26 protein-coding genes are annotated in these 25,719 nt (G+C 62.0%); 11 read left to right on the forward strand and 15 right to left on the reverse strand.

Annotation, left to right across the window (positions count from 1 at the left end):
* Positions 1-186: 186 nt before the first annotated feature.
* Positions 187-666, reverse strand: a complete 480-nt coding sequence (locus BGRAMDRAFT_RS13070) for a hypothetical protein (protein WP_044020985.1) — start codon at positions 664-666, stop codon at positions 187-189.
* On the reverse strand, positions 663-1,337 hold the full coding sequence (locus BGRAMDRAFT_RS13075) for a M35 family metalloendopeptidase (protein ID WP_006049224.1): 675 nt from the start codon (positions 1,335-1,337) through the stop codon (positions 663-665). Before BGRAMDRAFT_RS13075 ends, BGRAMDRAFT_RS13070 begins: the two co-directional genes overlap by 4 nt.
* Positions 1,338-1,770: 433 nt before the next feature.
* On the opposite strand from BGRAMDRAFT_RS13075, the gene BGRAMDRAFT_RS13080 reads away from it, so the two are divergent.
* Positions 1,771-3,039 (forward strand): IS256 family transposase, encoded by a 1,269-nt coding sequence (locus tag BGRAMDRAFT_RS13080; protein WP_006049225.1) that lies wholly within the window; start codon positions 1,771-1,773, stop codon positions 3,037-3,039.
* Here the strand turns inward: BGRAMDRAFT_RS13080 and BGRAMDRAFT_RS36110 are convergent.
* From BGRAMDRAFT_RS36110 to BGRAMDRAFT_RS13090, 3 genes are all read right to left on the reverse strand, one after another.
* Entirely contained in the window at positions 2,991-3,383 is a 393-nt protein-coding gene (locus BGRAMDRAFT_RS36110; RefSeq protein WP_006049226.1) for a PAAR domain-containing protein, read from the reverse strand. The genes BGRAMDRAFT_RS13080 and BGRAMDRAFT_RS36110 overlap by 49 nt on opposite strands.
* 708 nt (positions 3,384-4,091) lie before the next feature.
* Positions 4,092-5,213, reverse strand: coding sequence for a hypothetical protein (locus tag BGRAMDRAFT_RS13085; RefSeq protein ID WP_006049229.1), 1,122 nt, complete (start codon positions 5,211-5,213; stop codon positions 4,092-4,094).
* Between the two features lie 274 nt (positions 5,214-5,487).
* Entirely contained in the window at positions 5,488-5,889 is a 402-nt protein-coding gene (locus BGRAMDRAFT_RS13090; RefSeq protein ID WP_006049230.1) for a DUF6232 family protein, read from the reverse strand.
* Positions 5,890-5,897: 8 nt separating this feature from the next.
* Here BGRAMDRAFT_RS13090 and BGRAMDRAFT_RS13095 point away from each other — a divergent pair, with 8 nt between their 5' ends.
* Positions 5,898-6,371, forward strand: coding sequence for a hypothetical protein (locus tag BGRAMDRAFT_RS13095; RefSeq protein WP_232292262.1), 474 nt, complete (start codon positions 5,898-5,900; stop codon positions 6,369-6,371).
* Positions 6,372-6,382: 11 nt separating this feature from the next.
* Here BGRAMDRAFT_RS13095 and BGRAMDRAFT_RS13100 read toward each other — a convergent pair whose 3' ends face one another.
* Positions 6,383-7,354 carry a LysR family transcriptional regulator gene (locus tag BGRAMDRAFT_RS13100; protein WP_006049232.1) on the reverse strand — a complete coding sequence of 324 codons (972 nt, stop codon included), beginning with the start codon at positions 7,352-7,354 and terminating at the stop codon, positions 6,383-6,385.
* A gap of 100 nt (positions 7,355-7,454) precedes the next feature.
* On the opposite strand from BGRAMDRAFT_RS13100, the gene BGRAMDRAFT_RS13105 reads away from it, so the two are divergent.
* From BGRAMDRAFT_RS13105 to BGRAMDRAFT_RS13130, 6 genes are all read left to right on the forward strand, one after another.
* Entirely contained in the window at positions 7,455-8,528 is a 1,074-nt protein-coding gene (locus BGRAMDRAFT_RS13105; protein ID WP_006049233.1) for an ABC transporter ATP-binding protein, read from the forward strand.
* A gap of 73 nt (positions 8,529-8,601) precedes the next feature.
* A complete protein-coding gene (locus BGRAMDRAFT_RS13110; protein ID WP_006049234.1) occupies positions 8,602-9,312 on the forward strand; it encodes an HAD-IA family hydrolase in 711 nt (236 codons plus the stop codon).
* Positions 9,313-9,316: 4 nt separating this feature from the next.
* Positions 9,317-10,666, forward strand: coding sequence for an NAD(P)/FAD-dependent oxidoreductase (locus BGRAMDRAFT_RS13115; RefSeq protein WP_006049235.1), 1,350 nt, complete (start codon positions 9,317-9,319; stop codon positions 10,664-10,666).
* Positions 10,663-11,574, forward strand: a complete 912-nt coding sequence (locus BGRAMDRAFT_RS13120; protein WP_044020988.1) for an ABC transporter permease — start codon at positions 10,663-10,665, stop codon at positions 11,572-11,574. Before BGRAMDRAFT_RS13115 ends, BGRAMDRAFT_RS13120 begins: the two co-directional genes overlap by 4 nt.
* The gene (locus BGRAMDRAFT_RS13125; protein WP_006049237.1) at positions 11,571-12,365 is read left to right on the forward strand and encodes an ABC transporter permease; all 795 of its coding nucleotides are present in this window, start codon (positions 11,571-11,573) and stop codon (positions 12,363-12,365) included. The genes BGRAMDRAFT_RS13120 and BGRAMDRAFT_RS13125 overlap by 4 nt, the downstream gene beginning before the upstream one ends.
* Before the next feature lie 31 nt (positions 12,366-12,396).
* Positions 12,397-13,824 carry an aldehyde dehydrogenase family protein gene (locus BGRAMDRAFT_RS13130; protein ID WP_006049238.1) on the forward strand — a complete coding sequence of 476 codons (1,428 nt, stop codon included), beginning with the start codon at positions 12,397-12,399 and terminating at the stop codon, positions 13,822-13,824.
* 18 nt (positions 13,825-13,842) lie between these two features.
* Here the strand turns inward: BGRAMDRAFT_RS13130 and BGRAMDRAFT_RS13135 are convergent, their stop codons facing one another.
* From BGRAMDRAFT_RS13135 to BGRAMDRAFT_RS13165, 7 genes are all read right to left on the reverse strand, one after another.
* A complete protein-coding gene (locus BGRAMDRAFT_RS13135) occupies positions 13,843-15,540 on the reverse strand; it encodes a GMC family oxidoreductase (RefSeq protein ID WP_006049239.1) in 1,698 nt (565 codons plus the stop codon).
* Between the two features lie 124 nt (positions 15,541-15,664).
* Complete coding sequence (locus tag BGRAMDRAFT_RS13140) at positions 15,665-16,675, reverse strand: ABC transporter substrate-binding protein (protein WP_044021052.1); 1,011 nt, start codon at positions 16,673-16,675, stop codon at positions 15,665-15,667.
* Positions 16,676-16,931: 256 nt separating this feature from the next.
* Complete coding sequence (locus tag BGRAMDRAFT_RS13145) at positions 16,932-17,660, reverse strand: RNA polymerase sigma factor (protein ID WP_006049241.1); 729 nt, start codon at positions 17,658-17,660, stop codon at positions 16,932-16,934.
* Between the two features lie 13 nt (positions 17,661-17,673).
* Positions 17,674-18,033, reverse strand: a complete 360-nt coding sequence (locus BGRAMDRAFT_RS13150; protein WP_006049242.1) for a cupredoxin domain-containing protein — start codon at positions 18,031-18,033, stop codon at positions 17,674-17,676.
* Positions 18,026-18,559, reverse strand: a complete 534-nt coding sequence (locus BGRAMDRAFT_RS13155; protein WP_006049243.1) for a DUF4142 domain-containing protein — start codon at positions 18,557-18,559, stop codon at positions 18,026-18,028. Before BGRAMDRAFT_RS13155 ends, BGRAMDRAFT_RS13150 begins: the two co-directional genes overlap by 8 nt.
* 95 nt (positions 18,560-18,654) lie before the next feature.
* Positions 18,655-19,965 carry an MFS transporter gene (locus BGRAMDRAFT_RS13160; RefSeq protein ID WP_006049244.1) on the reverse strand — a complete coding sequence of 437 codons (1,311 nt, stop codon included), beginning with the start codon at positions 19,963-19,965 and terminating at the stop codon, positions 18,655-18,657.
* Positions 19,966-20,114: 149 nt separating this feature from the next.
* Entirely contained in the window at positions 20,115-21,209 is a 1,095-nt protein-coding gene (locus BGRAMDRAFT_RS13165) for a tartrate dehydrogenase (protein ID WP_006049245.1), read from the reverse strand.
* A 117-nt stretch (positions 21,210-21,326) separates the two neighbouring features.
* Between BGRAMDRAFT_RS13165 and BGRAMDRAFT_RS13170 the strand changes: the two genes are divergently transcribed.
* Entirely contained in the window at positions 21,327-22,235 is a 909-nt protein-coding gene (locus tag BGRAMDRAFT_RS13170; protein WP_006049246.1) for a LysR substrate-binding domain-containing protein, read from the forward strand.
* Positions 22,236-22,283: 48 nt separating this feature from the next.
* Here BGRAMDRAFT_RS13170 and BGRAMDRAFT_RS13175 read toward each other — a convergent pair whose 3' ends face one another.
* On the reverse strand, positions 22,284-22,601 hold the full coding sequence (locus tag BGRAMDRAFT_RS13175; RefSeq protein WP_006049247.1) for a DUF4148 domain-containing protein: 318 nt from the start codon (positions 22,599-22,601) through the stop codon (positions 22,284-22,286).
* A gap of 200 nt (positions 22,602-22,801) precedes the next feature.
* Here BGRAMDRAFT_RS13175 and BGRAMDRAFT_RS13180 point away from each other — a divergent pair, with 200 nt between their 5' ends.
* Positions 22,802-23,416 (forward strand): pyridoxamine 5'-phosphate oxidase family protein, encoded by a 615-nt coding sequence (locus BGRAMDRAFT_RS13180; RefSeq protein ID WP_006049248.1) that lies wholly within the window; start codon positions 22,802-22,804, stop codon positions 23,414-23,416.
* A gap of 109 nt (positions 23,417-23,525) precedes the next feature.
* On the forward strand, positions 23,526-24,314 hold the full coding sequence (locus BGRAMDRAFT_RS13185) for a COG4705 family protein (protein WP_006049249.1): 789 nt from the start codon (positions 23,526-23,528) through the stop codon (positions 24,312-24,314).
* A gap of 115 nt (positions 24,315-24,429) precedes the next feature.
* On the opposite strand, the gene BGRAMDRAFT_RS13190 is transcribed toward BGRAMDRAFT_RS13185, so the two are convergent.
* On the reverse strand, positions 24,430-25,593 hold the full coding sequence (locus BGRAMDRAFT_RS13190; RefSeq protein WP_006049250.1) for a porin: 1,164 nt from the start codon (positions 25,591-25,593) through the stop codon (positions 24,430-24,432).
* Positions 25,594-25,719 lie beyond the last annotated feature (126 nt).

Genomic DNA, 25,719 nt, shown 5'->3' on the forward strand with positions numbered 1-25,719 from the left:
GGGTTGTGGGTTGCGCGTGCGGGAAGGAACGAGGCTGAACTGCACCTCCAAGGTTGGACAGCGATCTGAGCTTTGGGGTGCTTTTCGTGAGGAGGCACAGCGAGCAGCTAAAGGCATACGGACACCACGCATGACCACGCGCGGTTGAAGCTCACGTGAAGAGCCCCGCCGAAGCGGGGCCAACATTTACTTGATAGATCGGCTATGCGGTGTGATCCGTGGATCGTCGCAAAGCCGTTCGCAACCACCTTTGCACAAAGGCACAAGCTCAATTGCGATTTGATGCAGGTTCAAAGTGCCGTCCTCGTTTTTTACCATTTCGTTGGTAAAGACCTTGGGCTCAATCAGAATATTCTGTGGATTAATCCCTAACTGGACTAAATAAGATTTCACGAGTTCGCCACGCTCGCTTTTTAATCTTTCGCGATCCTTCTCTCCAACGTATGCACCCGCAATGATTACGGCCTGGATGTCGACGTCAGGCCATTTTTTTGCTTCCAGTACGATGTTGGCAATTGATAATCTATCTCCGTTCGTTAGCTCGATGGCGTTAAAGGGAAGTCGTGTTTCCATTGACTCGCTGACCGTGCATGCCCGTGCTTGCATCGACAGGAAAGTCGTAGCCACTGCAATGGAGATAAAACATGTGGATATTAGTTTTTTCATCGTGCTACTGTCTTGTCAAAGGTCGCAATATAGCCCGCAATACTATCGGCGTTCCGTATCGCCTTGTCGCGGTTCCCCAATGCGAAAGCATGCATCCCGCTTTCAGTGTTGCCGTACATGATATCGTCGGAGTTGAACGTGTCGGTGAAGTGCGTGCATTCGTGTATCAGCGTTTTGACCTTCGCACCGTGCCACAACTCGCCGTTGGAATCCGTGCAGAAAGCACTATAGATCGCAATAACCCGCTTCTCTGAATCGGGCTTACACACGCCAGCCCGATTCTGTCCGTTATCAGGTACAACGGAGCAGGTAAGATTTCTGTTTGAGGCGTCATCCCAGCGGACAATTTTCTCGGGCACTAGCTCTTGCATTGCCGCGAGCAAGCGCGGGAGTCTGGCGGCCAGGGTGCTTCGAATTTCATCGTCTGCACGACCGAAATAGGTTTTAGCGCGGGCCTGCTCGTTTGCATCCCATTGTGCTACCGCCGCAATACGATCCTTGATTAATGTGAGCCCTGCATCGCGCGCTCGCATAATGGTTTCGGCGAATTGCTTATTCGTCATGTTCGAGCATATGGGAACTGTATTGATCGTGACATGAACCATCGAATCCGGATTCGTATTGGTGATTGCTGTATCGTGGACCGTTACCCACTCTGCATCATCGGACATGCTTGCTTCTCCACTTGAAATTACGGGGCGAAATCTTCTGCGTTTCTATGTGATCCGTTTGGCCGTTACGGTTCGTGGTTGCCGCTATGACGCGGTCTCCATCAACGACGATCCGATATGGCATGCTCCCAATTGGGCGGGGATACCGACCGGAAGCCGCGTTAGTGGCTCAGGATAATTTCGAGTGTTAGCCGGCGCGCGTCTTCGGTGGCGATTCGTTGCGTCATTCCGCGTGAGTCCGTTACTCCACTCGCTATGACCTCGGAACCAATACGGACGCGATAGGGCACGTTCTCGAACGGTTCACCGGCGCTATTCCTGAGTGTGTATTGCTGGTCATAGATAGAAGTCGTTGGAGTTAGCGTCGGCGCGGCCGAGCCTGTCAGTTTTTTAGTGTGCCGAGGTCATGAGACGATAACGGAAATAACGTCCTATGACCGATGCAACAGTGAACAAGAAGAGCAGGAACCCAAGGGCACCGAAGCTGTTTCCCGATGAGCTGATCGATCAACTGCTGGCCCAGGTGCAGAGCAAGGATGCCGAGTCGATCCTGGGCGAGGCGGGTTTGGCCGGCCAGCTCAAGAAACAGCTGGCCGAGCGCATGCTGGCGGCCGAGTTGAGTCACCACCTGGAAGCCGAGGCCGGGCAAGGCAAGGCCGGCAACCACCGCAACGGCACCAGCTCCAAGACGGTCCTGACGCCCAACGGCGAACTGAAGCTGGATATTCCACGCGATCGGCAGGCAACGTTCGAGCCGCAACTGGTCGGCAAGTATCAACGCCGGCTGCCGGGCTTCGACGACCATGTCATCAGCATGTACGCGCGCGGCATGAGCGTGCGCGAGATCCAGGGCCACCTGCTGGAGCTGTACGGGCTGCAGGTGTCGCCCGATCTGATTTCCACAGTCACCGACGAGGTGCTGGCTGAGGTCGAGCAATGGCAGCAACGCCCGCTGGAGGCCATGTATCCGATCGTGTATTTTGACGCGCTGCGGCTGAAGATCCGCGACGAAGGCACGGTCAGGAACAAGGCGGTGTACCTCGCGCTGGGCATTCGGGCCGACGGTCGCAAGGAGGTGCTGGGTTTGTGGATCGAGCAGACCGAAGGCGCGAAGTTCTGGCTGAAGGTCTTCAACGAACTGAAAAACCGCGGCCTGCACGACATTCTGATCGCGGTGGTTGACGGTCTGCGCGGCTTCCCGGAGGCGATTGAGGCGGTCTATCCGGCCGCCCAGATTCAGACCTGCATTGTGCATCTGATCCGCAATTCGCTGAATCTGGCGAGCTGGAAGGACCGTAAGCCGCTGGCTGCCGCGCTCAAGCCAGTCTATCAGGCCGCCTCGGCCGAGGCGGCGGCAGCGGCACTCGACGCCTTTGCGCAAAGCGAATGGGGCCGCAAATTCCCGACCGTCGCGGCCATGTGGCAACGCCAATGGGAACAGGTGATTCCCTTCTTCGCCTATCCCCCCGAGGTGCGTCGAATCGTTTATACGACCAACGCCATCGAGAGCATGCACATGCAGTTGCGCAAAATCGTCAAGAATCGCGGCCACTTCCCGAGCGACGAAGCCGCCAGCAAACTGCTGTATCTGGCCTTGCGTAACATCGAAAAGGACTGGAAGATGCCGCCTATCACCTGGCGGCAAGCTGTCAATCAGTTCGCCATTCTGTTCGGCGAGCGATTCACCTCCGCCATAAGCTGAGATTTTTTAATCGACCTCAGCACACGAAATTCCTGACACCTCTGCGCGGCCGGGGCCTCACCTTTGCTGTCGGAACAGAACGCATTGGACGAACCTGCGGCAAGAACAAAATTCCTACCGCATGGGCATAGAACGCGGTCCAGGTCCTTCACATATGGCGAGCCGTCATCCATCCAATTGCTTGCAGTGCCGTAGATTGGCCATCCGCCTTTGCAGTTTCCGCACGTCGCATGATTTTCCTTGCGCGCGTACATCCTGCCTTGTTCGTTATAGAAGTCACTACGGCCAATAACTTCTCCGCCTGTCGTGGTGCGGTCTCCATCTGCTACAAGTCGATCAAACATGCTTGTCTCCTGTTCGGTGCGCTACTTCAAGCCCTAGTTGTTGGCTCTCTCTCGTCCATCACCGCTTGACTACCATCGCTATACGTCACGACGTCGCCAACGCACGCTAGCGGAAAGCCGTCGATGCAAACCTCCGAACCACTAGTAACGCATCCGCCGCGCTCCGTGCACCGATCGTCGCGAACGCATAGGTCGTCCCCTTGCGATTTTTCTGATTCGACATTTCCATACCTCCGGAACCAACGAAGACGCCGGCCGTGCGGCTACCGGCTACAACAGGGCGATGGTTTGGCCCTGATTGACCATGCTCGCGCCGTACTTGCGCAGCGCGATATAGGACTGGTCTGAAAACGGGGAAATGGGCGAAACAGAGGCCGCGTCGGCACGACGCGAAGGCATTTAACGTGACTTGCGACAAATTCCGCCCAATGAGGCGAAATATTTGAAGGTATGTTTATCCGGGTAACCCGAGCTCGGGCAAAGGAACTGCACCCCAAAGGTCGGAAACCGATCCGACGTTGGGGTGTCTTTCATGACCAAGCGCACCCAATACCTAGAAGTAAGGATGGCGAATCAGTACGTAGCCGGAGCGGCCAGTACGACGCTACTTTTACGACGCTATGGAAAGAGCGCACGGCACCACGTCGGTGAATAACAACCCACCACATCCACCGACGCACGGCCTTTATTTTGCCTAAAACACCACCCTCAAGGCGTCAACCTCTCAACCGTTTCCCGCGCATAAAGCCCCAACTGAGCGTGCGGAAAATCGAACAGCACGTCGATGTTCTGCATGCCCATCAGACCGATCACGATGCGGTTTGCCCCCGGTTGCGCCTTGACGATGGTGACTTGCGCGTCGTCGTAGCGATGCACCCACTTGCCCGAACCAATCGCCGCGTTGTAGTTGCCTTGAATGAGCACCTTGCCAGGGCTGTCGTCGCCGGTCCAGTTCGGCGCCGTATCGGTTTCGACGCGGATCATGCCAGTGGTTGCCGTGGCAAACACCAGCGGCGCGCAAAACGTCGTCTTGTCGCCGACATTGACGCAGCCTCGCGGCCACTGCAATGCGCCGTCTTTCGATACCGTCATCGGCACCATCGTGTAGTCCTTCGTGATCGCGCTCGACGGGCTCAGCAGCAAGTACGGTTTCGCGAAACTGGCATGCACCACATAGCGTTCGCCGATGTGGCCGACGAGCGCGCGCAGCGGTTGCGTGCAACAGGTGTCGTCCGGTTGCGCGGCGCCCACCCCGAACAGTCCGGAGAAGGCCCAGCCGAATTCGCCGGTGTAGCCGTCCATCGCGACGCAGCGTTTGGCGTTGGCCTGGCAACTGACGGCGTCCACGGCCTGCGCGTCGACCTTTACTGCGTTCGATCCCGCGACGCTCATCGGCACTTTCACCGTGGCGCCCGAAATTTGCGCGCCGTTCGCGAGCAGCAGCGTGCTCGCCGGCGCGGCGCTCGGATAGTCCGAACCGGGCAGCACCGACTTCAGCACACGCACGCCTTGCGTGCCCGTATCGAGTGCGACGTAGACCGGCTTGCCGTCGAGTTGAACGGGCAGGCCGAGACGCGCGTGGTCTTCATCGGCACGTTCGACGTGCAGCGGAATCAGCACGCCGTCCTTGCCGCCGTTGATCAGCGAAACGCTCGAGGCGGGCGGCGTGGGCGTCGGGAAAGTGGTCGAGCAGCCGCTGAGCGCGGTGAGCGCGCCGGTCGCAAACAGCCCGGCGGCGGCCAAGCGGCGCCAATGACGATGCAGACGAAGATGCAGATGCAGGTGCAGATGCCGGCGCGCGGCATAACCAGTGACAGTAAGCAGGGACATGAGACACGCTCGCAAAAAGGCGGTCCCTTGCGAAGGCGATGCATGCGGCTGCTACGCACAGAGAGCGACGCATCGCGAGGCCTGCGAAAGTGAACGCGCGATAACAGGAGCGGCGACTCTAACCGGCCACCGGCGAGCACTTGCAAAGATGTGTGAAGGGAAGCGCGGCTCGATGCCGCGGCGATTTGCGTTTAGCGTGACGCCGACGCGCACATCTACCTATGCTGTCGGCCGCTTTAACAAGCCCGCGAGCGCGGGCTCAACATCGGCTTACTCAAACTTTCTGCGTGGCGGAAGCCGAAGCGGCTGCGCCCTTGGCTTCGTTCACGGCCGCGCCGACGCGCTCGACGAAGTCGCGATCGACGCTCGACAGCGCCTCGCGTTCGCCATTGGCCGTTTGCACCATCAGACGGTGCGTGACATCCTGCGTCGCCCACGTGAGCCAGCCGACGACCGCCAGCATCACGCCGCACACGATTCCCACCGGCGCGCGAAGCACGCCGCCGACAATTGCGCCGACGAGCCCCACGACCGAAATCGTAATGGGCAATACCTTGTTCTTCTGCACGGTGACGACCTTCACGCTGACGATGTCGCGCAGCGGGAAAACCTGGCCGGCGGATGAAAGCGCATTGCGGGTGACCGACACGCCGCGATCGTTGAAAGGAGTTTCCATCGAGTCGAATGCAAGCTGTTGCAAAGGGCGCAGCGTACCAGAGTTCGCGTGCGCAGGGCTTGCGCGAGATGCTGGCTTGGTTCGGAAAAGGCCCGGCCCAGAGCGCTGCAACGCCTTCCGACGAACTTCGCGCCTGCCGTTTCTGTCGAAGCAATATAGCGGGAGTTCACATCATGAAGCGGTTTTACGTCAGCGCTACTGTGGCTATCACTGCGATCTTCGCGGCCGGCTGTTCATCGACATGGCCGCCGTCCGCTGAACGAGACGCGCGGCAGGTTCCACCCACTGCCGCAACCTCCACCACGCCAACCGCGCGCACCGATCAGCCTAAGTCCAAACCGAAGCCGCCAGTACTGAGCGTCGGCGTGACCGATCCCGACACTCAATTGATTCTTCCGTGGTTCCTCGCGGACATCATCAATGCGGTCAACGCGCATCAGTCTTTCGGCTCCACGCTCAATACGATGAAACAGGGACTTTGAGCGAGTGGCCCTCAGCCGATAGTCACGCCGCACTCCTTCAACGCCCCACGCAACCCCAACTGCGGATACGCACTCTCCAACGTACGCAAATCCGCGCGCATCTCTTCGACGATCCAGTCGCGCACATCCGCAACAATCGGCCGCAATGGCCGGTTCGCCGGCGACACCAGGCAGCAGCGCCGACTCGTCACGATGATCTGCTCCTCGGCGGGGACCAGCGCGCGCTGCGATAGCCAGTGCGACACCACGTTCAACCAGCCAAGCGCGATGCCCTGGCCGAGCAGCGCGGCCTGCACGACGATCGCGTAGTCGTTGAAGCTGAGCATGCCCGCGACGCGCCGGCCATGCTGCTCGAACGCGCCAAAGCGGTGATGCCAGCCGCGCTCTTCGTCGTCCATCACGATGACGGTATCGCCATGCTCGCGGCCCGCCTCCGTTTGCGCCGTTTCCTGGTAGCGCGGGTTGCAAACGGGCATCAGCGTTTCGGGCATGACGAGCACGCTGTTCTCGTCGATTTCGTCGGCGTGCAGAAAGCGCATGCCGAGATCGACGTCGACCAGCGGCCCGCCGATGCGCCCCGAAATGAGCTGAAACCTCAGATCAATCGACGGAAACGCCTGGTTCAGGCGGCTCATGCGCGGCATCAGCCAATGCGTCGTAAAGCCGGTCGACACCGACAGCGTGACCGACTCGACGCCCGTGGCGCGCGCCTCGATTTCGCGTATCGCGCTCTCTATGCCGTTGAATCCTTCGGAGATCTTGCGATAGAGAATGCGCCCGTTCTCCGTCAACTCGATGCCGCCGCGCACGCGCTCGAAAAGGCGCACTCCGATGTGGTCTTCCATGCGCGCGAGCATGCGGCTCACGGCGGGTTGGCTCACATAGAGTTCCTGCGCGGCGCGCGTGAAGTTGCCGCAGCGCGCGGCGGCTTCGAAGACGAACAGCGCATTCGCGCTCGGCAATTTTTTGCGTAGATTCGGCATGACTTCATGTTATGCCCGATCCAACAATTTGGGAATTGCCGCCAAAAAGTTTGCCACCTATATTTTCCCTAACGCAGCCCCTTTAGCGAGAAAAAACGCAATGGACGCACGAGCGAAAACAGGAGTCTCGATCCGGTCGGCAGGCAAGCGCTACGGTCCGGTGGTCGCGCTGGACGACGTTTCGCTCGACATCGCGCCCGGCGAGTTCGTGTCGCTGCTAGGGCCGTCGGGCTCGGGCAAGACGACGCTGCTCGGCATCCTCGGCGGCTTTGTTCAGCCGAGTTCGGGCGCAGTCTGGGTCGGCGAGAATGACATTACATTTGCGCCGCCGCATAAACGCAATATCGGCATCGTGTTCCAGAACTACGCGCTGTTTCCGCACATGACGGTCGGCGAGAACGTGGCATTCCCGCTGCGCGCGCGCCGCGAGCCGAAAGCGGGCTGGGCGAAGAAAGTGGCCGACGCACTCGCGATGGTCGAACTGAGCGGCTTCGAGGCGCGCAACATCAGCCAGCTTTCGGGCGGCCAGCGTCAGCGCGTCGCGCTCGCCAGAGCGATGGTGTTCGAGCCGCAACTCATCCTGATGGACGAACCGCTCTCCGCGCTCGACAAGCAATTGCGCGAGACCATGCAGATCGAACTGCGGCGTCTGCACCGCAAGCTCGGCGCGACGATCGTCTACGTGACGCATGATCAGCGCGAGGCGCTCACCATGAGCGACCGCGTCGCGGTGCTGAAGAACGGCAAGCTCGTGCAGATCGATACGCCGGAGCGTCTGTACGACCGGCCTTGCGATGCGTTCGTCGCGAGCTTCATCGGCGAGGCGACGCTGCTCGACGTGAGCCGCGCCGGCGACGACGCCGTGCGGCTCGGCGACGCGCTGCTGCGCACCACGCATCCGTTGCCGCGCGGCGAGCGTCTGCTGCTCGCCGTGCAAACCGAAAAGCTCGTGATCGACGGCGGTTCCGCCGAAGGCGCCAACCGGCTGTCGTGCCGCGTGACCGAAGTGCTGTATCAGGGCGAGAGTTTGCGCGTGTTCGCCGCGCTCGCCGACGGCACCTCGATCAGCTTGCGCCAACCCGGCAATCACGACGCGCGTCGCCGCATTCCATCGCCGGGCGAGCCTATGACGGTGTTGCTCGATCCGCAGGACACCATCGTCGTGCCCGCCTGATTCCTCTCGCGCCCGCCCGGGCTTACCTCTTGCGCAATTCACGCAACCCTCACAACCCGCAAAGGATGATGCAATGAAGCTCACCGATTTCAAGGTCCTGACGTTCGATGTCGTCGGCACGCTGATCAACTTCGAACAGGGCGTGCTCGCGTCCGTGCGGCGCCTGGGCGGCGCGGCGGCGAAAGACCTCACCGACGATCAGATCTTCGAACCGTATATGCGCGGACGCGCGAAATATCCGGGGCGCTCGAGTCACGAGATGGCGAACGTCTATCTGTATCTCGCGAAGGAACTCGGCCTGCCCGACGACGCGCAATCCGCCGCCGCATTCCAGCGCGACGTGCTCGAATGGCCCGCGTTCGAAGATTCGGTGGAAGCGTTGAAGCGCCTGCGCAAACACTACCGGCTCGTTGCGATGACGAACGCGGACCGCGTCGCGTTGTCGGCGTATGCGCACACACTCGGCGATCCGTTCGACGACACCGTGTGCTGCGACGAAACCGGCGTCGCGAAGCCGGACCCGCAATTCTTCGCCTATAACCGCGGACGTCAGGCCGCGTTCGGCTTCAAGTTCGACGAAATTCTGCACACCGCGCAGAGCCAGTATCACGACATCGGCATCGCGACGAAGCTCGGTTACGCGACCTGCTGGATCGAGCGCCGTCAGGGCATGAAGGGTTTCGGCGCGACGCCGGTTCCGGAAGCCGTCACGACGCCGACGTTCAAATTCGCGACGCTCGGCGCGCTCGCCGACGCGGTCGAAGCCGAAGCGCGCGCCGCTTAAAGTCATGCTCGCGCCCGCGATTCACAACGCCTCGCAACGCCCGCAGCCCGATTCGTTATGGCGCGCGATGGCGGCGCGCACTGCCGAAAAGCAGGCGCCCGTCAGCACGGGCACGCCGCTCGCTCGCGATCTCATCGTCGACGTGGCCGTGATCGGCGCGGGCTACTCGGGCCTCGCCGCCGCGTATGCGCTGCAAAAACGCGGCGTCGACTGCGCGGTGTTCGATGCAAACCCGGTGGGTTGGGGCGCGAGTGGGCGCAATGGCGGCGTGGTGTCGTCGAAATTCCGCTTGTCGTTTCCGCAGATCGACAAGCTGCATGGACTCGATACCGCGAAGCGCATGCACCGGCTCGCGCATGAAGGCGTGCGCGTGGTCGAATCGTTCGTCGACGAATTCAGGCTCGAGCGCGCGCGTTTCGAGCATACGGGCAGCCTGCGTTGCGCGCACACCGAGCGAGCGTTCGAAGCGATTCGCGCGGAAGCGGACTGGGTGCGCACGCAACTGGGCGATACGTCGATGACCGTGCAATCGGCCGCGGAAATAACTCGCGAGACGGGATCGGCGGAATTTGTCGGCGGCGTATTGAGCGCCGATGCCGGTACGATCCTGCCGCTCGAATACGTGTACGGCATCGCGCGCGGACTGACCGCGCGCGGCGTGCCGATTTACGAAGCAACGCCGATCGTCGAGATGACGCGTGCTGAGCGCGGCTCGGGCGGCGCCGTGCTGCGCACGCCTCACGGCGCGGTGCGCGCGAAGCAGGTGATCGTCGCGACCAATGCGTATTCCGATCTCACGGCCGCGACCGCCGCCTATCAACGCGAGCTCGTGCCGTTTCGCAGCGCGATGATCGCAACCGAGCGTCTGCCCGCGGAACTCGATGCGCGCCTGATGGTGCAGCGCCGCAGCTATACGGAAACGCGTCGCATGATGAAGTGGTTCCGCAAGGTTGACGGTCGCATGCTGTTCGGCGGACGCGATGCGTTCGGCAAGGAAGGGCAGTCCACCGGTTTCGACGCGCTGCGCCGCGCGATGATCGCGCTGTTTCCCGATCTCGCGGATGTGCAGATCGAGTACCAATGGTCGGGCTATGTCGGCATGACCTTCAACTCGCTGCCGCATGTTGGCCGAAGCGACGACGTCACGACGTTTTGTCTCGGGTATAACGGAGCAGGTGTCGCGATGGCGAGCCTGCTCGGCCAGCATGCCGCGGCGCTCGCGCTCGGCGAAACGCCTGAGCTCGCATTGCTAGGCCAGCAAGGCTTGCGGCCCGTGCCGTTTCATTCGCTGCGCGCGCCGGGCGTTCGCGTCGTCGCCGCGTGGTATCAGTTTCTTGACGCCGTGGGTGCATGATGACGACAGCCAAACGGATTTTTCAGGGACCCAGCTTGATGCAGACGACCGCGATGGACCCGTCGGAGCGCCATCGGCAACGCGAGGACCGCGCGATGCTGCTGTTGCTCGCGCCCGCGCTTTTCGTCGTCTTTGTGCTGCTGGTGGTGCCGCTCGCGTGGCTCTCGTGGCAGTCCATCTGGCATGACGGCGGCTTCACGCTCGTCAACTATCGGCGCATCTTCACGGGCACCTATCTGGATACGTTCCTGCTCACGTTCAGGCTCAGCGCGATCGTGACCGGCGTGACGCTTCTGCTCGGTTATCCCGTTGCATATTTCGCGGCCTCCGTGTCGCCGCGATGGAGCGCGCTGATACTCGGCATGGTCATATTGCCGTTCTGGACCAGCGTGCTCGTGCGCACTTACGCATGGCTCGTGCTGTTGCAGCGCACCGGGCTCATCAACAAGGCGCTGCTCGAAATGGGCCTCGTGGATCGGCCGATACAACTCGCCTACAACCAGTTCGGCACGATCCTCGCGATGGTGCATATTCTGTTGCCGTTCATGGTGCTGCCGCTTTATTCGGCCATGCAGAAGATTCCAGCGAACCTCTCGCAGGCCGGCGCGAGCCTCGGCGGCTCGCCGCTGCATGTTTTCTGGCGCGTGTTTCTGCCGCTGTCGATGAGCGGCGTCGTCGCGGGCGTCACGCTCGTCTTCGTGCTGTGCCTTGGCTTTTACATCACGCCTGAGCTGATGGGCGGCGGCAAGTCGATCATGGTGTCGATGGTGGTGAGCCGCAACGTGGAGATCTACAACAGTTGGGGAGCGGCGAGCGCGGTCAGCGTCGTGCTGCTGGTTTGCGTGTTCGCGATCTTCTATGCCGCGAGCCGCGTGATTCCACTTGAAAAGACCCTGGGCGCGAAATGAACAGGATTCCGTTAGGCAGAGTCGTGCTCGGCGCGTTCGTCGTGCTGATCCTCGTATTCCTGATGCTGCCGGTGCTGATCGTCGTGCCGCTATCGTTCTCCGACACGCGCTTCATGACGTTCCCGCCGCCCGCGTACTCGTTGCGCTGGTATCACGCGTTCTTCGACAACCCCGCATGGATCGACGCCGCTCGCGTGACGCTGACGGCATCCGTTTGCGCCGCGCTCGTCGCGACGCCGCTCGGCGTTGCCGCGGCCTACGCGATCCAGCACGGCACGCATTGGTCGATGCGCTATTTGCGCACGCTGCTGATGTTGCCGCTGATGGTGCCGATCATCATCGTCGCGGTGGGCGTGTTCTTCGTCTTCACGCAGGCGGGTTACGTGAATACGCTCGGCGGGCTGATCGTCGCGGATACGATGCTCGGACTGCCGTACGTGCTGATTTCCGTCGGCGCGGATTTGCGCACGTTCGACCGCACGCAGGAAATGGTCGCGCGCAGTCTCGGCATGAATCGGCTGCGCAGCTTTCTCACGGTGACGCTGCCGCAGATCAAGGCGAGCGTGATTTCCGGCGCGGTGTTCGTCTTCATTCAGGCGCTCGATGAAACCGTCGTCGCGCTCTTCATATCGGGCGGAGCGAATCAGACGCTCACGCGCCGCATGTTCGTCACGCTGCGCGACGAGATCGATCCGACCATCGCCGCGATCAGCACCATGCTCACTGCGTTGACGTTGTGTCTCGTGATGATCGTCGTCGTGAGCCGGCGTTCGGCCGGCGCGCGGGCGTGATGCCTTTTCATTTCCTCTGACTGGGAAGCGGATGTCCAATGCACTGAAGTTTTATATCGACGGCGCATGGGTTGCGCCGTCCGGCAACGCGCGCCTTGCCGTGGTCGATCCCTGCACGGAAGAAGCGTTCGCCGAGATCGCGCTGGGCAATGCGGAAGATGTCGAGCGCGCGGTCGCCGCGGCGAGACGCGCGTTCGCGTCGTTCTCGCTGACGCAGCCGGCCGAACGCATCGCGCTGATCCGCCGCATACTCGACGCCTACATGGCGCGCTACGACGAGATGGCCGCTGTGATCTCGCGTGAGATCGGCGCGCCGAAAAAGCTCTCGCATGCGTGGCAGGCCGCGCTCGGCAAGCGTCATCTGGAAGAACTGCTGCGTACCTGCGAGAGCTTCGCGTGGCAGCGCAAGAAGGGCACGACGCTCGTCAATCATGAGCCCGTCGGCGTGGTCGCGCTGATTACGCCGTGGAACTGGCCGATCAACCAGATTGTCTGCAAGGTCGCGCCCGCGATTGCCGCCGGCTGCACGATGGTGCTCAAGCCGAGCGAGGTGTCTCCGCTGAACGCCGTGCTGTTCGCTGAAATTCTCGACGCGGCGGGCGTGCCGCCAGGCGTGTTCAATCTGCTGAACGGCGACGGCCCGACTGTCGGCGCCGCGCTATGCAGTCATCCGGACGTCGACATGGTGTCGTTCACCGGATCGACGCGCGCGGGCGTGGAAATCGCGAAGCTGGCCGCGCCGACCGTCAAGCGCGTGCATCAGGAACTCGGCGGGAAATCCGCCAACATTCTTCTCGACGACGTGGACCTGGAAGCCGCGGTCACGTCGGGCGTGAACTCGTGCTTCAGCAACAGCGGGCAGTCGTGCAATGCGCCGACGCGCATGCTGGTGCCGGCAGCGCGGCACGACGAGGCCGTGGCGATTGCACAGCGCGCGGCGGCCGCGCACCGCATCGGTCCCGCTGACGACGACGAAACGACGATGGGCCCGGTCGTTAGCGACGTGCAATACGCACGCGTGCAACGGCTGATCGAAATGGGCATCGAGGAAGGCGCGCTGCTCGCGGCGGGCGGGCCAGGACGTCCCGACGGTTTGACGCGCGGCTACTACGTGCGGCCCACGGTATTCGCAAACGTCGCTCCGTCGATGACGATCGCTCGCGAAGAAATCTTCGGCCCGGTGCTCGCGATCATGCCGTATCGCGACGAAGAAGACGCCATCGCCATTGCCAACGACACACCGTTTGGACTCGCCGCGTATGTTCAATCCGCGGATCAGGCGCGCGCGAGGCGCGTTGCATTGCGCTTGCGTGCGGGCAGCGTGTATCTGAACTATCCGGCGTGGGACGCGGGCTCGCCGTTCGGCGGCTACAAGCAGTCCGGCAACGGACGCGAATACGGCGAGTGGGGGCTCGAAGCGTTTCTCGAAGTGAAGGGTATCGTTGGGTACGGCGAGTAGGTTGCGATCAGGGCACGATTAAGCCGCGCTCGAACGCCCACGCAGCAGATCGGCAATGCGCTCGGCGATCATGATGGTCGGCACATTCGTATTCGCGCATGGAATCGACGGCATCAACGACGCATCGCACACATGCAGTCCTTCGACGCCATACACGGCGCCGCGCGCATCGGTGACCGCGAGCGGGTCGTCGGCGGCGCCCATGCGGCAGGTGCCCGACGGGTGCCACGTACCGCCCACCGAACGTGTGACGAACTGCGTGAGCGCGGCATCGTCGGCGAGCAGTTCGTCGAGTGTCGCGCCTTGCGTGATGACGCGGCGCACCAGTGCTGCCCGCAACGGCCCCGCGATGTCCAGCAGCGCGGCGAGCGCACCGCGCTGCAGCGCGTTCCATGCGCCAGGCACCGCGACGGCCGCGACGCGCGGCGAATAGCTCGACGGAAACACCGTGCCGCGATGCGCGGCCATCGCCGGTGCGGCGAGTGTCTGCGCGCCGAAGCGCAGCGCGAGCTTTAGCCGTTCGAGATCGCGCGCGTCGGAGAGCATCGCGAAATCGACGTTGGGTTCATCCAATGCGCTAGCGGATTTAAGCGTGAGACGTCCGCGCGAATACGATTTGTTGACCCAGAAGAACATCGTGCCGAGACGATAGCCGACCGAATGCCAGCCCGAGCGCGACAGTATCGCGCCGTGCATGTCGCCCGGCACAGTGCCAGCCAGGCCCGACGAAAAGCGCACGATGGCCTGCTCGTGATGCTCGTCGGGAAACGGCGTGCGCGCGGCGCGAGGCAGAAACGCGGACACCGCGATAGACGGATGCTCCATCAGATTGCGGCCTACGCCCTGGCGATCCGCGAGCACGTCGATGCCGAGCGCGGCAAGTTCATTCGCGGGGCCAATGCCGCTTCTCAGCAGCAGCGCGGGCGAGTGGATCGCCCCTGAGCAGACGATCACGCAGCGCGCCCGCAAGTCATCGTGCGTGCCGTCGGGCCGCATCACGCGCGCGCCGATTGCACGCTTTGCGTCGAACAGAATGCGCTCTGCGATCTCGTTCGTGCGAATCGTGAGGTTGGGCCGCGCCCGCACCGCGTCGTCGAGATAACAAACGGATGTGGGAATGCGCTCGCCTTGGGCGCTCACCGCAATCGAGCCGATGAAAGTGCCGTCTTGCCAGAGACCATTTTGATCCGCGTGCAGCGGATAGTCGTGCTTCAACGTATTGAGCACGGCCTTTACGAATGGGGAGATGCGTTGCGGTCCGGTTCGCTGGATACGCAGCGGGCCATGCGCGCCATGCAGGCCGCTATCGTCCGGGCCGTTGAAGTCGCAATCGGTTTCGAGCTTGCGGAAGTAGGGCAGACACGCTTGCCAGTTCCAGCCTTGTGCGCCGAGTGCTTGCCATTCGTCGTAATCGGCGGGCGAGCCGCGATTGGCCATTAGCGCATTGATCGCCGAGCCGCCGCCGAGAAGCCGCGCCTGTTCATAGCGGCGCAGCGCGGCGGGCGCGCTCATGCGCGCTTTCAGTTGCCGCCAGAGGTTCGCGGTGTCGAGATACGCGCGGCCAGGATAGCGGCTGCGGATGTCGGCGGGCATGGTCGCCTGCGAGATGTCGCGGCCCGCCTCGACGAGACACACGTTGTTGCTCGCATCTTCGGAGAGCCGCGCGGCGAGTACGCAGCCGGCCGATCCGCCGCCAAGAATCAGATAGTCGATCACGTTGGATGGATGAAGACCGCGCGCCGCATCGCCCTGCGCGCGGCACAACGCAAACCAGAAAACAGAACGCCCGCGATGAACCGTGGTCCCGCGGGCGCGTGAATGGCAGTGCGAACGCCGCCCGTTATTGCATGAACTTGAGCCAGCGCGCTTTCGCCTGAATGCCTGCATCCGATGCCCACCAGTCTTCGGACATCAATGCCTGCTTCGCGGCATTCTCGGGCGAACTCGGCAACTCGCTTGCGCGCTTGGCCGCGATCTTGCCGGTCTTGAACGCAGCCGGATTGCCCGGACCGTAGTCGATATAAAGCGGCAGATTCGCTTGCAACTCGGGCGAGACCGCGGTGTTCAGAAAGCGCATAGCGTCGTTCAGATTCGGCGCGTTCTTCAGCACGCATAGCTGCGTGTTTTGCAGAATGCCGTCGTTGAACGTGAAATCGACGTCGGGGTTGTCCTTGCGCACGGCGCTTGCGCGGCCGTTCCAGATCATCGTCATGTCGACTTCGCCGTCATGCAGCAATTGCGCGGACTGGCCACCCGAAGTCCACCACACGGTGATGTCGGGCTTGATCTGCTGCAACTTCTTGAAGGCGCGATCGACGTCGAGCGGATAGAGCTTGTCGCGCGACACGCCGTCGGCGAGCAGCGCGGCTTCCAATACCGTTTGCGGATCGTTGCGCAATGCACGTGTGCCGGGGAAGGCTTTCACGTTCCAGAAGTCGGCCCAGCTTTGCGGCGTCTTCTTCAGCGTCTTCTTGTTGTAGCCGATCACGGTCGAATAGAACTCGTACGCGACCGAGTAGGGCGTGCGGTACTTTTCCGGCATCGCCGCGGCGTTCGGGAGCTTCGCGAAGTCTAGCTTTTCCAGCAGCCCTTCGCGGCCGCCTCGCAGACAGTTCGAGGTCGGCGTGTCCACCACGTCCCAGATCGGCTTGCCGGTCGCGGCCTGCGCCTTGATCTGCGGCCACGCATCGGGAATGCTGTCCTGATTGATGGTGATGCCCAGCTCCTTCGCCGCCGGGTCGAGGATGGCTTTGGTCTGAGCCTCCTGATACGTGCCGCCTTGCGACACGAAAGTGATTTTTCCCGCGGCGAGAGCGGGCGCCATGCTCACGGCGCTCAACAGCAGAGTCATGGCAAACGGGCGCAACCTTGGCATGCTGATCACGACTTCTCCTCGATACGGTTGAAGCGAAAAGACATCATCCAGGTCGGCGCTATGTGCCGCTGCGGCTCGGAGCCGAAGCGGCAAACAGCACAGGCTTGAGTGGAAATATAGTGAGCCAATTTGACCGGAGCAACGCCGCAATTGTTGGAGCGGCCATGACATGATGTTATGTCAGACCGTTGAGGCCTGGGTTGTCTTCGTTGCGCGCAGTGCTTTGACGGCTTCAATCGCTTCGATCCGTCCCGTCGCGTTTGCCGATTCGCGACATCACGTTCGCGACGATGCGGTCGCAGCGCGCACCGGCGAATCCGAACAGTTCGCTTCCGGCGACGTCGATCTCTCGCGCGAGCGACTCGCGCAACAGACTCTTTGCGCGGAAATGCCGGCTGCGCACGGTGGCTTCGGCAATCTCCAGGCATTGCGCCGTTTCCTCGACACTGAGTTCTTCGACCGATCGCAGGATGAACACCGTGCGGAACGATGCCGGCAATTCGTCGAGCTTGCGCTCGATCAGCGCGCGCATTTCCGCGCGCGCTACTGCGCTGTCGGGCGGCTCGGAGTCGGACGGATGCATGGCTTCAATATCGATGTCGGCGGTGTTGGAACTGACTATCGGCACAACGTTCTCGCGGCGGGCATGGCGGCGCAGCCGGCCATAGCATTCGTTCAGCACGAGCCGCGAGAGCCACGTCGACAAAGCGGCGTCGCCGCGAAACTGGCTGAGCGAACGATAGGCGCGGAGATACGCGTCCTGAAGCGCGTCTTCGGCTTCGGCGTCGTCACGCAGCGTCGCGCGCGCGAGCCGGTACAGGCGCCGGTTGTGGCGGCGCATCAGCACCTCGAACGCTGCACGATCGCCCGCGACGATGCGCCGGACGATCGCATGATCGTCGTCGGCGTTGTCGGCGTGGTCGGCGGCAGACATGGACGGCAGTTTCGCTGTCTCGGTCATCGCGTGCGGGTTCTCATTGAACGGTTAGCGCGCCGTGCATCGTCGGATGAAAAGTGCAGCCGTACGGATAACTGCCGGCCTTCGCGGGCGCGTAAGACCATGACGCGTTGGCGGCAATGCTGCGCGAATCGAATGCATGCGTGTTGCCGGTCACCGTATGAGGAAAGAGATCCTTGTTGATCCATACGATGCGGTCTCCTCGCTTCACCGTCAAGGTAGGCGGATTGAATTGCATGTTCTCGATCGTGACGACATGGCTTGTCGGCGCCGCCGCGCTTGCCGGTACTGCGCTCAACGTTGCCGCGAGCATCGCACAGACCAGCGCGGCGCACGCACGCGTGCTCTTCCCCGACGCATGCCGCCGCTTAACCACTGCTTTTCTCCAGCGACGCCTGCACATGCTTCGCATGTTCGAGATGCGCGACGAAAGCCGGCCGAACCTTCACGAGCAGCGCCTTCAGCTCATCGTTCTTCGCAGACGGAATCAGCGTTTTATCGAGCGCGTCGAGCACATTCTCATGGTAGGTCACTTCGTGATCGATATACGCGCGATCGAATGCTGCGCCATTCAGTTTCTTGAGCGCCGCGAGGTTTGCATCGCCGCCTTGCTTGAGGCTTTGGCTCGTCGCGTTGTCCTCGGGCGTGACGTTGAGTTTGTGCACGAGGTCGCTCGCCGATTGATTGACGGCGCTGTGGTCGGTGACCATCTGCTTCGCGAACGCCTTGACGTCGCCCGACTTCGAGCGCGACTCGGCGAGTTTGCCCGCGTCGATGTCGACCTGGTTCGCGGTGACGACGATAGCCGCGATTTGCGGATCGCTCGGCCCGGCGCTTTGCGCCCAGCTAGCGAGACTCACGAGCGCGAGCGCGCCTAACCATTGTGGACGGATCAGTTTCATGCGGATTCTCCCGTTTAGCCAACGTTGCGTTGCATACGGCGTTGGATGTCACGACGGAGAATCCTGTTCCCAGTTGATGCGCGACGCGCGTTGCTTCAGTGACCGTGCCGCTCGCCCGCTGCGACCGGCGTCTGCCTGGATTGCCGGCTGAGCATCAGCGTGACGACCGCCGATACGGCCAGCGTCGCGCCAACCACATACAGCCCCGCCGAATAGCCGCCCGTCACGTTCTTGAGCCAGCCGATCGCGAATGGACCGACGAAGCCGCCGAGGTTGCCGATGGAGTTGATCATCGCGATGCCCGCGGCCGCGCCCGCGCCCGACAGGAACATGCTCGGCATGGCCCACAACGGCGCCTTGGCCGCGCTGATGCCGACGTTCACGACCACGAGCGCCAGCACGATCATCAGCGCGGTCGCCGCGTTGCCTGCGAACACGAAGCCGAGACAGGCCAGCGCGCACGGAATGACGACGTGCCATGTGCGTTCTTCGGTGCGATCCGAGTGCCTCGCCCACAGAATCATCGCGATCACCGCGACGATGCTCGGTATGCCCGCGAGCAGGCCCGTTTCAAACGAGCCGAAGCCGTATTGCCTGATGATGAGCGGCGCCCACAGGCCGAGCGTGTACAAACCCGCGGACGTGCCGAAGTAAATCAGCGCCAGTGCGAGAACGCGCGGATCGCGCAGGGCGCTCAACGCGCCGGCCGTGTGGCCCGCATGCGACTGCCGCGCGTCGGCTTCCGTCTTCAGTTTCGCGATCAGCCATTCGCGCTCTTCGGGCGCGAGCCAGTGCGCTTTCGAGGGCGTGTCGGTCAGATACTTCAGGACGAAGAAGCCGAGTACGACCGCGGGCAGCGCTTCGAGAATGTAGAGCATTTGCCAGTCGGCGAGACCGGCGATCGGCGGCAGCTTCATGATCGCGCCGGAAATCGGCGAGCCGATCGCGGTGGAAATCGGCGCGGCCGCCATGAACCACGCGGCGGCCACGGCGCGCTGACGGGTCGGAAACCACAAGCTCAGATACAGGATGATGCCGGGAAAGAAGCCCGCTTCCGCCACGCCGAGCAGAAAGCGCAATGCATAGAAACTGTTCGGCCCGACGACGAACGCGGAGGCCAGCGAGACGATGCCCCACGAGACCATCACGCGGGCAATCCAGCGGCGCGCGCCGACCTTGTGAAGAATCAGGTTCGACGGAACTTCGAACAGGAAGTAGCCGATAAAGAAGAGGCCGCCGCCGAATCCGAACGCGGTCGGCGACAGGCCAATGGCCTTGTTCATCGTCAGCGCGGCGAAGCCTACGTTGACGCGGTCGAGAAAACTCACGAAATACAGCAGCATTACGAACGGGATGATCCGCAGCATCAGCTTGCGGGACACCCGGCTTTCGAGGTCGGTCGTCATTGTCTCCTCCTTTGGAGGCTTGGGCGGTGTCCTGCTGCGAAAGCAGCAGGGTGCGAGGCGCGCGGCAGCCGTCGAATGCGGCTGTTGTCCGTGGGCGCGTCGCGAGGCGCGAACTGTCGCGCGATGGGGGTTTATGTGGCTGACACGGCTTATGCCGCGTTCGCCGCCGGCCTTGCGGCTCGCTCGATGAAAGCGCACACCGCAGCCGTCACCTGCGCGGTCGTCGCCGTGCCGCCGAGGTCGCCCGTGTGCAGCGACTTGTCCGCGGTCACGGCTTCCACGGCCTGCATCACGCGCTTTGCCCCGTCGAATTCGCCGAGATGTTCGAGCAGCATCACAACCGACCAGAAGGTGCCGACCGGATTCGCGAGACCCTTGCCCATGATGTCGAATGCGGAGCCGTGGATCGGTTCGAACATCGACGGAAAGCGCCGTTCGGGGTCGATGTTGCCGGTCGGCGCAATGCCCAGGCTGCCGGCAAGCGCGGCGGCCAGGTCGCTGAGAATGTCGGCGTGCAGGTTCGTCGCGACAATCGTGTCGAGGCTCGCCGGACGATTGATCATGCGCGCGGTCGACGCGTCCACCAGTTCCTTGTCCCACGTGACATCGGGGAATTCCTTCGAGACCTGTAGCGCGATTTCGTCCCACATCACCATCGCGTGACGTTGCGCGTTGCTCTTCGTGATGACGGTCAGCAGCTTGCGCGGACGCGACTGCGCGAGGCGGAACGCGAAGCGCATGATGCGCTCAACGCCGGCGCGGGTCATGATCGACACGTCCGTCGCGGCTTCGATCGGATGACCCTGATGAACGCGGCCGCCCACGCCGGAGTATTCGCCTTCCGAGTTTTCGCGCACGATCACCCAGTTGAGGTCCTCGGGCTTGCAGCGCTTTAACGGTGCGTCGATGCCGGGCAGGATGCGCGTGGGGCGAACGTTCGCGTACTGGTCGAAGCCCTGGCAGATTTTCAGACGCAGACCCCACAGCGTGATGTGGTCGGGAATGTCCGGGTCGCCTGCGGAACCGAACAGAATCGCGTCCTTGTCGCGGATCGCATCGAGTCCGTCCGCCGGCATCATCACGCCATGCTTGCGGTGATAGTCGCCGCCCCAGTCGAAATTTTCGAACTCGAATGCAAACGACTGCGTGGTTCTGGCGAGCGCTTCGAGCACCTCGGCGCCGGCCGGTACGACCTCCTTGCCGATGCCGTCGCCGGGAATGGTCGCGATGCGATAGGTCTTCATGCTGCGTCTCCGAATGATTGATTGATTGGGTTGGTTGCAGTGACTCTATCGACATCTGCACGAAAAAACCGGTGCTAAACTCAAAGCATCTTTAACTTCAATTCACAAGTGGAAGCGATGCGCGATACCGTTCAGCCAGCGGATCTGAGCTTTTTCTCGACGCTCGCGGCGTCGGGCAGCCTGAGCGCGGCGGCGCGAGAGCTGGGATTGACGGCGGCGGCCGTCAGCAAGCGGCTCACGCAGATGGAGAGCCGGGCGGGCGTCGCGCTCGTCAACCGCACCACGCGCCGGATGATGCTCACGCCCGAAGGCGAGCTGTACTTGGAGCATGCGCGCAGGATTCTCGACGAAATCGACGAACTCGCCGAGTTGCTCGGTTCCGCGAAGAAGAGCCCGAAGGGACTGCTGCGTGTCAATGCGACGCTCGGGTTTGGGCGCAGCCACGTCGCGCCCGCAATCTCCCACTTTGTCGCGAAGTATCCGCAGGTGTCAGTGCAGCTTCAGTTGTCGGTCACGCCGCCGCCGCTCACCGACGATACGTTCGACGTCTGCATCCGCTTTGGCGAGCCGCCGGATACGCGCGTGATCGCGCGGCGCCTCGCGGCGAACCGGCGCCTGCTGTGCGCGGCGCCCTCGTATATCGCGTCGCACGGCATGCCGATGACGCCGCATGATCTAACGCGGCATAACTGCATCGGCATTCGTCAGGGCGACGAAGCGTATGGCGTGTGGCGGTTGAGTTCGGGCAAGGGCGCGTCGCTGAAGACGGAAGCCGTCCGCATCAAGGGCACGCTAACCACCAACGACGGCGAGATCGCGGTGAAGTGGGCGCTCGAGGGGCACGGCATTCTGATGCGCGCGGAGTGGGACATCAAGCAGTACCTCGCCGATGGCTCACTCGTGGTCGTGCTGCCCGGTTATGACACGCCGAACGCCGACATCTTCGCCGTGTACTCGCAGCGGCATCAGATGTCGAACCGCATTCGCGCGTTCGTGGATTTCATCGCGCGCGAGTTGGGGGAATGAGGCGTCGACTGTTGAATTTCCCGTAGCGTGTGAGTCGAGCGTGAGTGGTTATTTTTGCATCGGCATCGCTTGCATTGCCGGATCTTGATCCATCTGCGCGCTTTTTTGCGCCGCGTGCATCGCGGCCACTTTTCTTTCGGCTTCCTGAATGTCGGATGGATACTGACTGTCGTCGCCGAGCGACGGCGTGTAGCCGGCGGCCTCGAGTTCTTCGAGTTCATGCATGACTTCGGCGCGCGTGAGAGGATGGCCGGCGTCGGGCGATGCCTGCGCGCGTGCCCATGTCGACGTGGCCACCAGCGCAGTGGCGGAAATAATGGCGAATAGCGCGCGGGCTGTCGCGCGATGTGCCTGGCTGTCTTTCATGGCTTGCTCCTCGATGTGCGAGCGGATCGTCCGAAAGCGGTTTGCGTTCGATATGACGCGCTCTGCATCGTTAAACCGGCGAACTGGCTTTCTTATTCCCGCGACCTCGGAACAGCAGCAAGCGATTTACCGGACATGCGCCGAATGCCTATACTGCATGTTCCGATTTCTACCGATTGTTCTCTTGCAGAGCGTCCGCCATGACACATACCGTTAAAAGCGTCGAGCAGCTCGGACAGATTTACGGCGCGCCGCACGAGCGCGCATTGTGGAAAGAACTTGATTGCCTCAATAGCGACTATCAGGCGTTCGTACGCGCTTCTCCGTTCGCGGTGTTGTCTTCTGTCGGTGAGGGCGGAGCGGACTGCTCGCCGAAAGGCGACGCTGCCGGATTCGTTCAGATACTCGATGAGCGCACATTGGCGTTGCCGGACAGGCCGGGCAATAACCGCATCGACAGTCTAAGAAACATTGTGGCCGACCCGCGCGTGTCGTTGCTGTTTCTGGTGCCGGGCGTCGGCGAAACGTTGCGGGTGAACGGGCGCGCCGAGATTTCAGTCGATCCCGACTTGCTCGCGCGCTTCGAGGTTCGCGGGAAACTGCCGCGCACAGTGATTATCGTGCAGGTTGAAGCGGCGTATTTTCATTGCTCGAAAGCGCTGGTGCGCTCGAGTCTTTGGGACCCGGCAAAGCAGGTGGACCGCGCAAGTTTGCCGAGTGCGGGAGATATGCATAGGCGTTTGAGCGGCGGTACTTTCGACGGCGCGCAATACGATAAGGAAATGCCGGAGAAGGTGGCGGCGGGGCTTTATTGAAGCGCGCCGATGCGGCATGTATGCAACGCACTATTCGACGCTTAAGCAAGCGTTAACCTCCGAAGGTTAAATTGGCGGGTCGTTCAGGCTACTCAGGAAGGAGCAAGTTATGAAAGACGACGCCGCCAGCTTTACCGAAGAGGCTGTCAGCAAAGTACCGCAAGTGACCCTGGGTTTCTGGATCATCAAGGTCGCGGCGACCACGCTCGGCGAAACGGGTGGCGACTGGGTGTCCATGTCGCTGAAGCTCGGCTACCTGATCGGTTCGGCGATTTTTCTGGTGTTCTTCATCGCGCTCGTTTCAGCGCAAATCAAGGCGCGCAACTTTCGTCCGTTCCTTTATTGGGCGACCATCATCGCGACTACGACGCTTGGCACCACGATGGCCGATTTCGCGGACAGGTCGCTCGGCATCGGCTATCCAGGCGGTGTTGCGCTGGTCGTTGCATTGCTGGCCGCGAGCCTCGCAATCTGGTATCGCTCGGAAGGAACCGTCTCCGTGCAGAGTATCGTCACTGCAAAAGCGGAATGGTTCTACTGGATCACGATCCTGTTCTCGCAGACACTCGGCACGGCTCTCGGCGACTGGGTCGCGGGCGAGGATCGCGGCGGTCTCGGTGTCGGCTACGAGTATGGCGCGATGATCTTCGGCGCGGGCTTGCTCGTCGTGGCCGCCTTGTATTTCTGGTCGCGCGTATCGCACACGGCGCTCTTCTGGGCCGCGTTCATCCTCACGCGTCCGCTCGGCGCGACGCTCGGCGATCTGCTCGACAAGCCGGTTGCGGAAGGCGGATTGCACATCAGCCGCTTATACGCCTCCGGCATTCTGCTTGCGTTTATCATCGCGTGTATCGTGTTGTTGCCGCAGCGCTCGGCAAGACGCGAGCCGGCTGTGTGACGCAGCGCTCAGTGCGCTGAAAAACACTTCGCAAACAGAAACGCCCCTGAAAACAGGGGCGTTTCTTCACATTCACACCGGCGAAGCAACAAGCCATCGCACGGTACAAATCGCTTTAGAACTTGTGGCGAACGCCCACGCGGAACGCCAACTGATTGTCCGCGCCCGTGCCCGACGTGTTGAAGTAGCTCGTGCTCGAACCGATCTGCGCTTGCAGATCCTGCGTGCCGTTGCGGCCCGCCGCGATCTGATAGATACCCAGCGCATACACGTCGGTACGCTTGCTCAGCGCATAGTCGACGCTCAGATCGACCTGATTCCAGTGGCCGCGATTCGCGTTGCTCAGGTGCATGTACGTGTAGCCCGCACCTGCCGTCAATGCCGGCGTGAACGCGTACTTCGCGCCTGCCTCATACGCGGCGAACGTCGTCGTGCCGCCCGAAATCGGCTCGAAGCGCGTGTTCGTGTACAACGCCCACAGCGTGGCTGCGCCGATCGAATAACGGCCGCCCACGCCGAACGTGCGCAGATCGCGGACGTTGCCGGTCGCGACGTTGGCGATCGTCGTCGAGAACGATGGCGTCGACTGGCCCGGATAACGGATGTCCGTGTAAGCCGCACCGATACCGAACGGACCGTTCGCGTAGTTCACGCCGAAGCTGTAAGCACGCGACGAACCCGCGACCGGCGCTGCGGCCGTGCCGGTTGCCGGCGCGCCTGCGAATGCGCCCGCCTGGTTCGAGAAGCCATACATCGCGCCGAACGTCAGGCCCGCGAAATTCGCGCTGCTGAACTTGACCGCGTTGTTGATACGGCTCGACGTAAGCTGGTCCACGTCGTTGATGTGATACGCGTAGTTGCCCGCAACGGTTTGTCCGCCGGTCGAGTAATTGCCGCCGAGGTAATCGGTCGAGAACGAGTACTGGCGGCCGAACGTCAGCGAGCCGACATTGTTCTGCGACAGGCCCACATACGCCTGACGGCCGAACATCGCGCCGCCCTGGCCGAGCGTGCCGTTGCCGCTGTTAAAGCCGTTTTCGAGCACGAAGATCGCCTTCAGGCCGTTGCCCAGATCTTCGGTGCCGCGCAGGCCCCAACGGCTGCCTTGAGCAACGCCGTCGTCGTACTTGAAGAGATTGTCGTGACCGGTGGCGGTCTTCGAGTTGTTCACATAGCTGATGCCGGCATCGATCACGCCATACAGCGTGACGCTGCTTTGTGCGTGTGCTGCGCTGGCGAAAACGGCGAGGGTAGCGGCGGTCAATAGTTTTTTGTTCAAAACGTTCTCCGATTAAAAATTGAGCGATCGCGACGCCCCGCTTCTTGGGTAAGGTCGTGCGATGGCCCGAAATTTAAGGGAACGCTGAGTAAGGTATGTGACAGGTGCATTGATTTTGAAATTTGT

Source organism: Paraburkholderia graminis C4D1M, assembly GCF_000172415.1.
Classification (GTDB): domain Bacteria; phylum Pseudomonadota; class Gammaproteobacteria; order Burkholderiales; family Burkholderiaceae; genus Paraburkholderia; species Paraburkholderia graminis.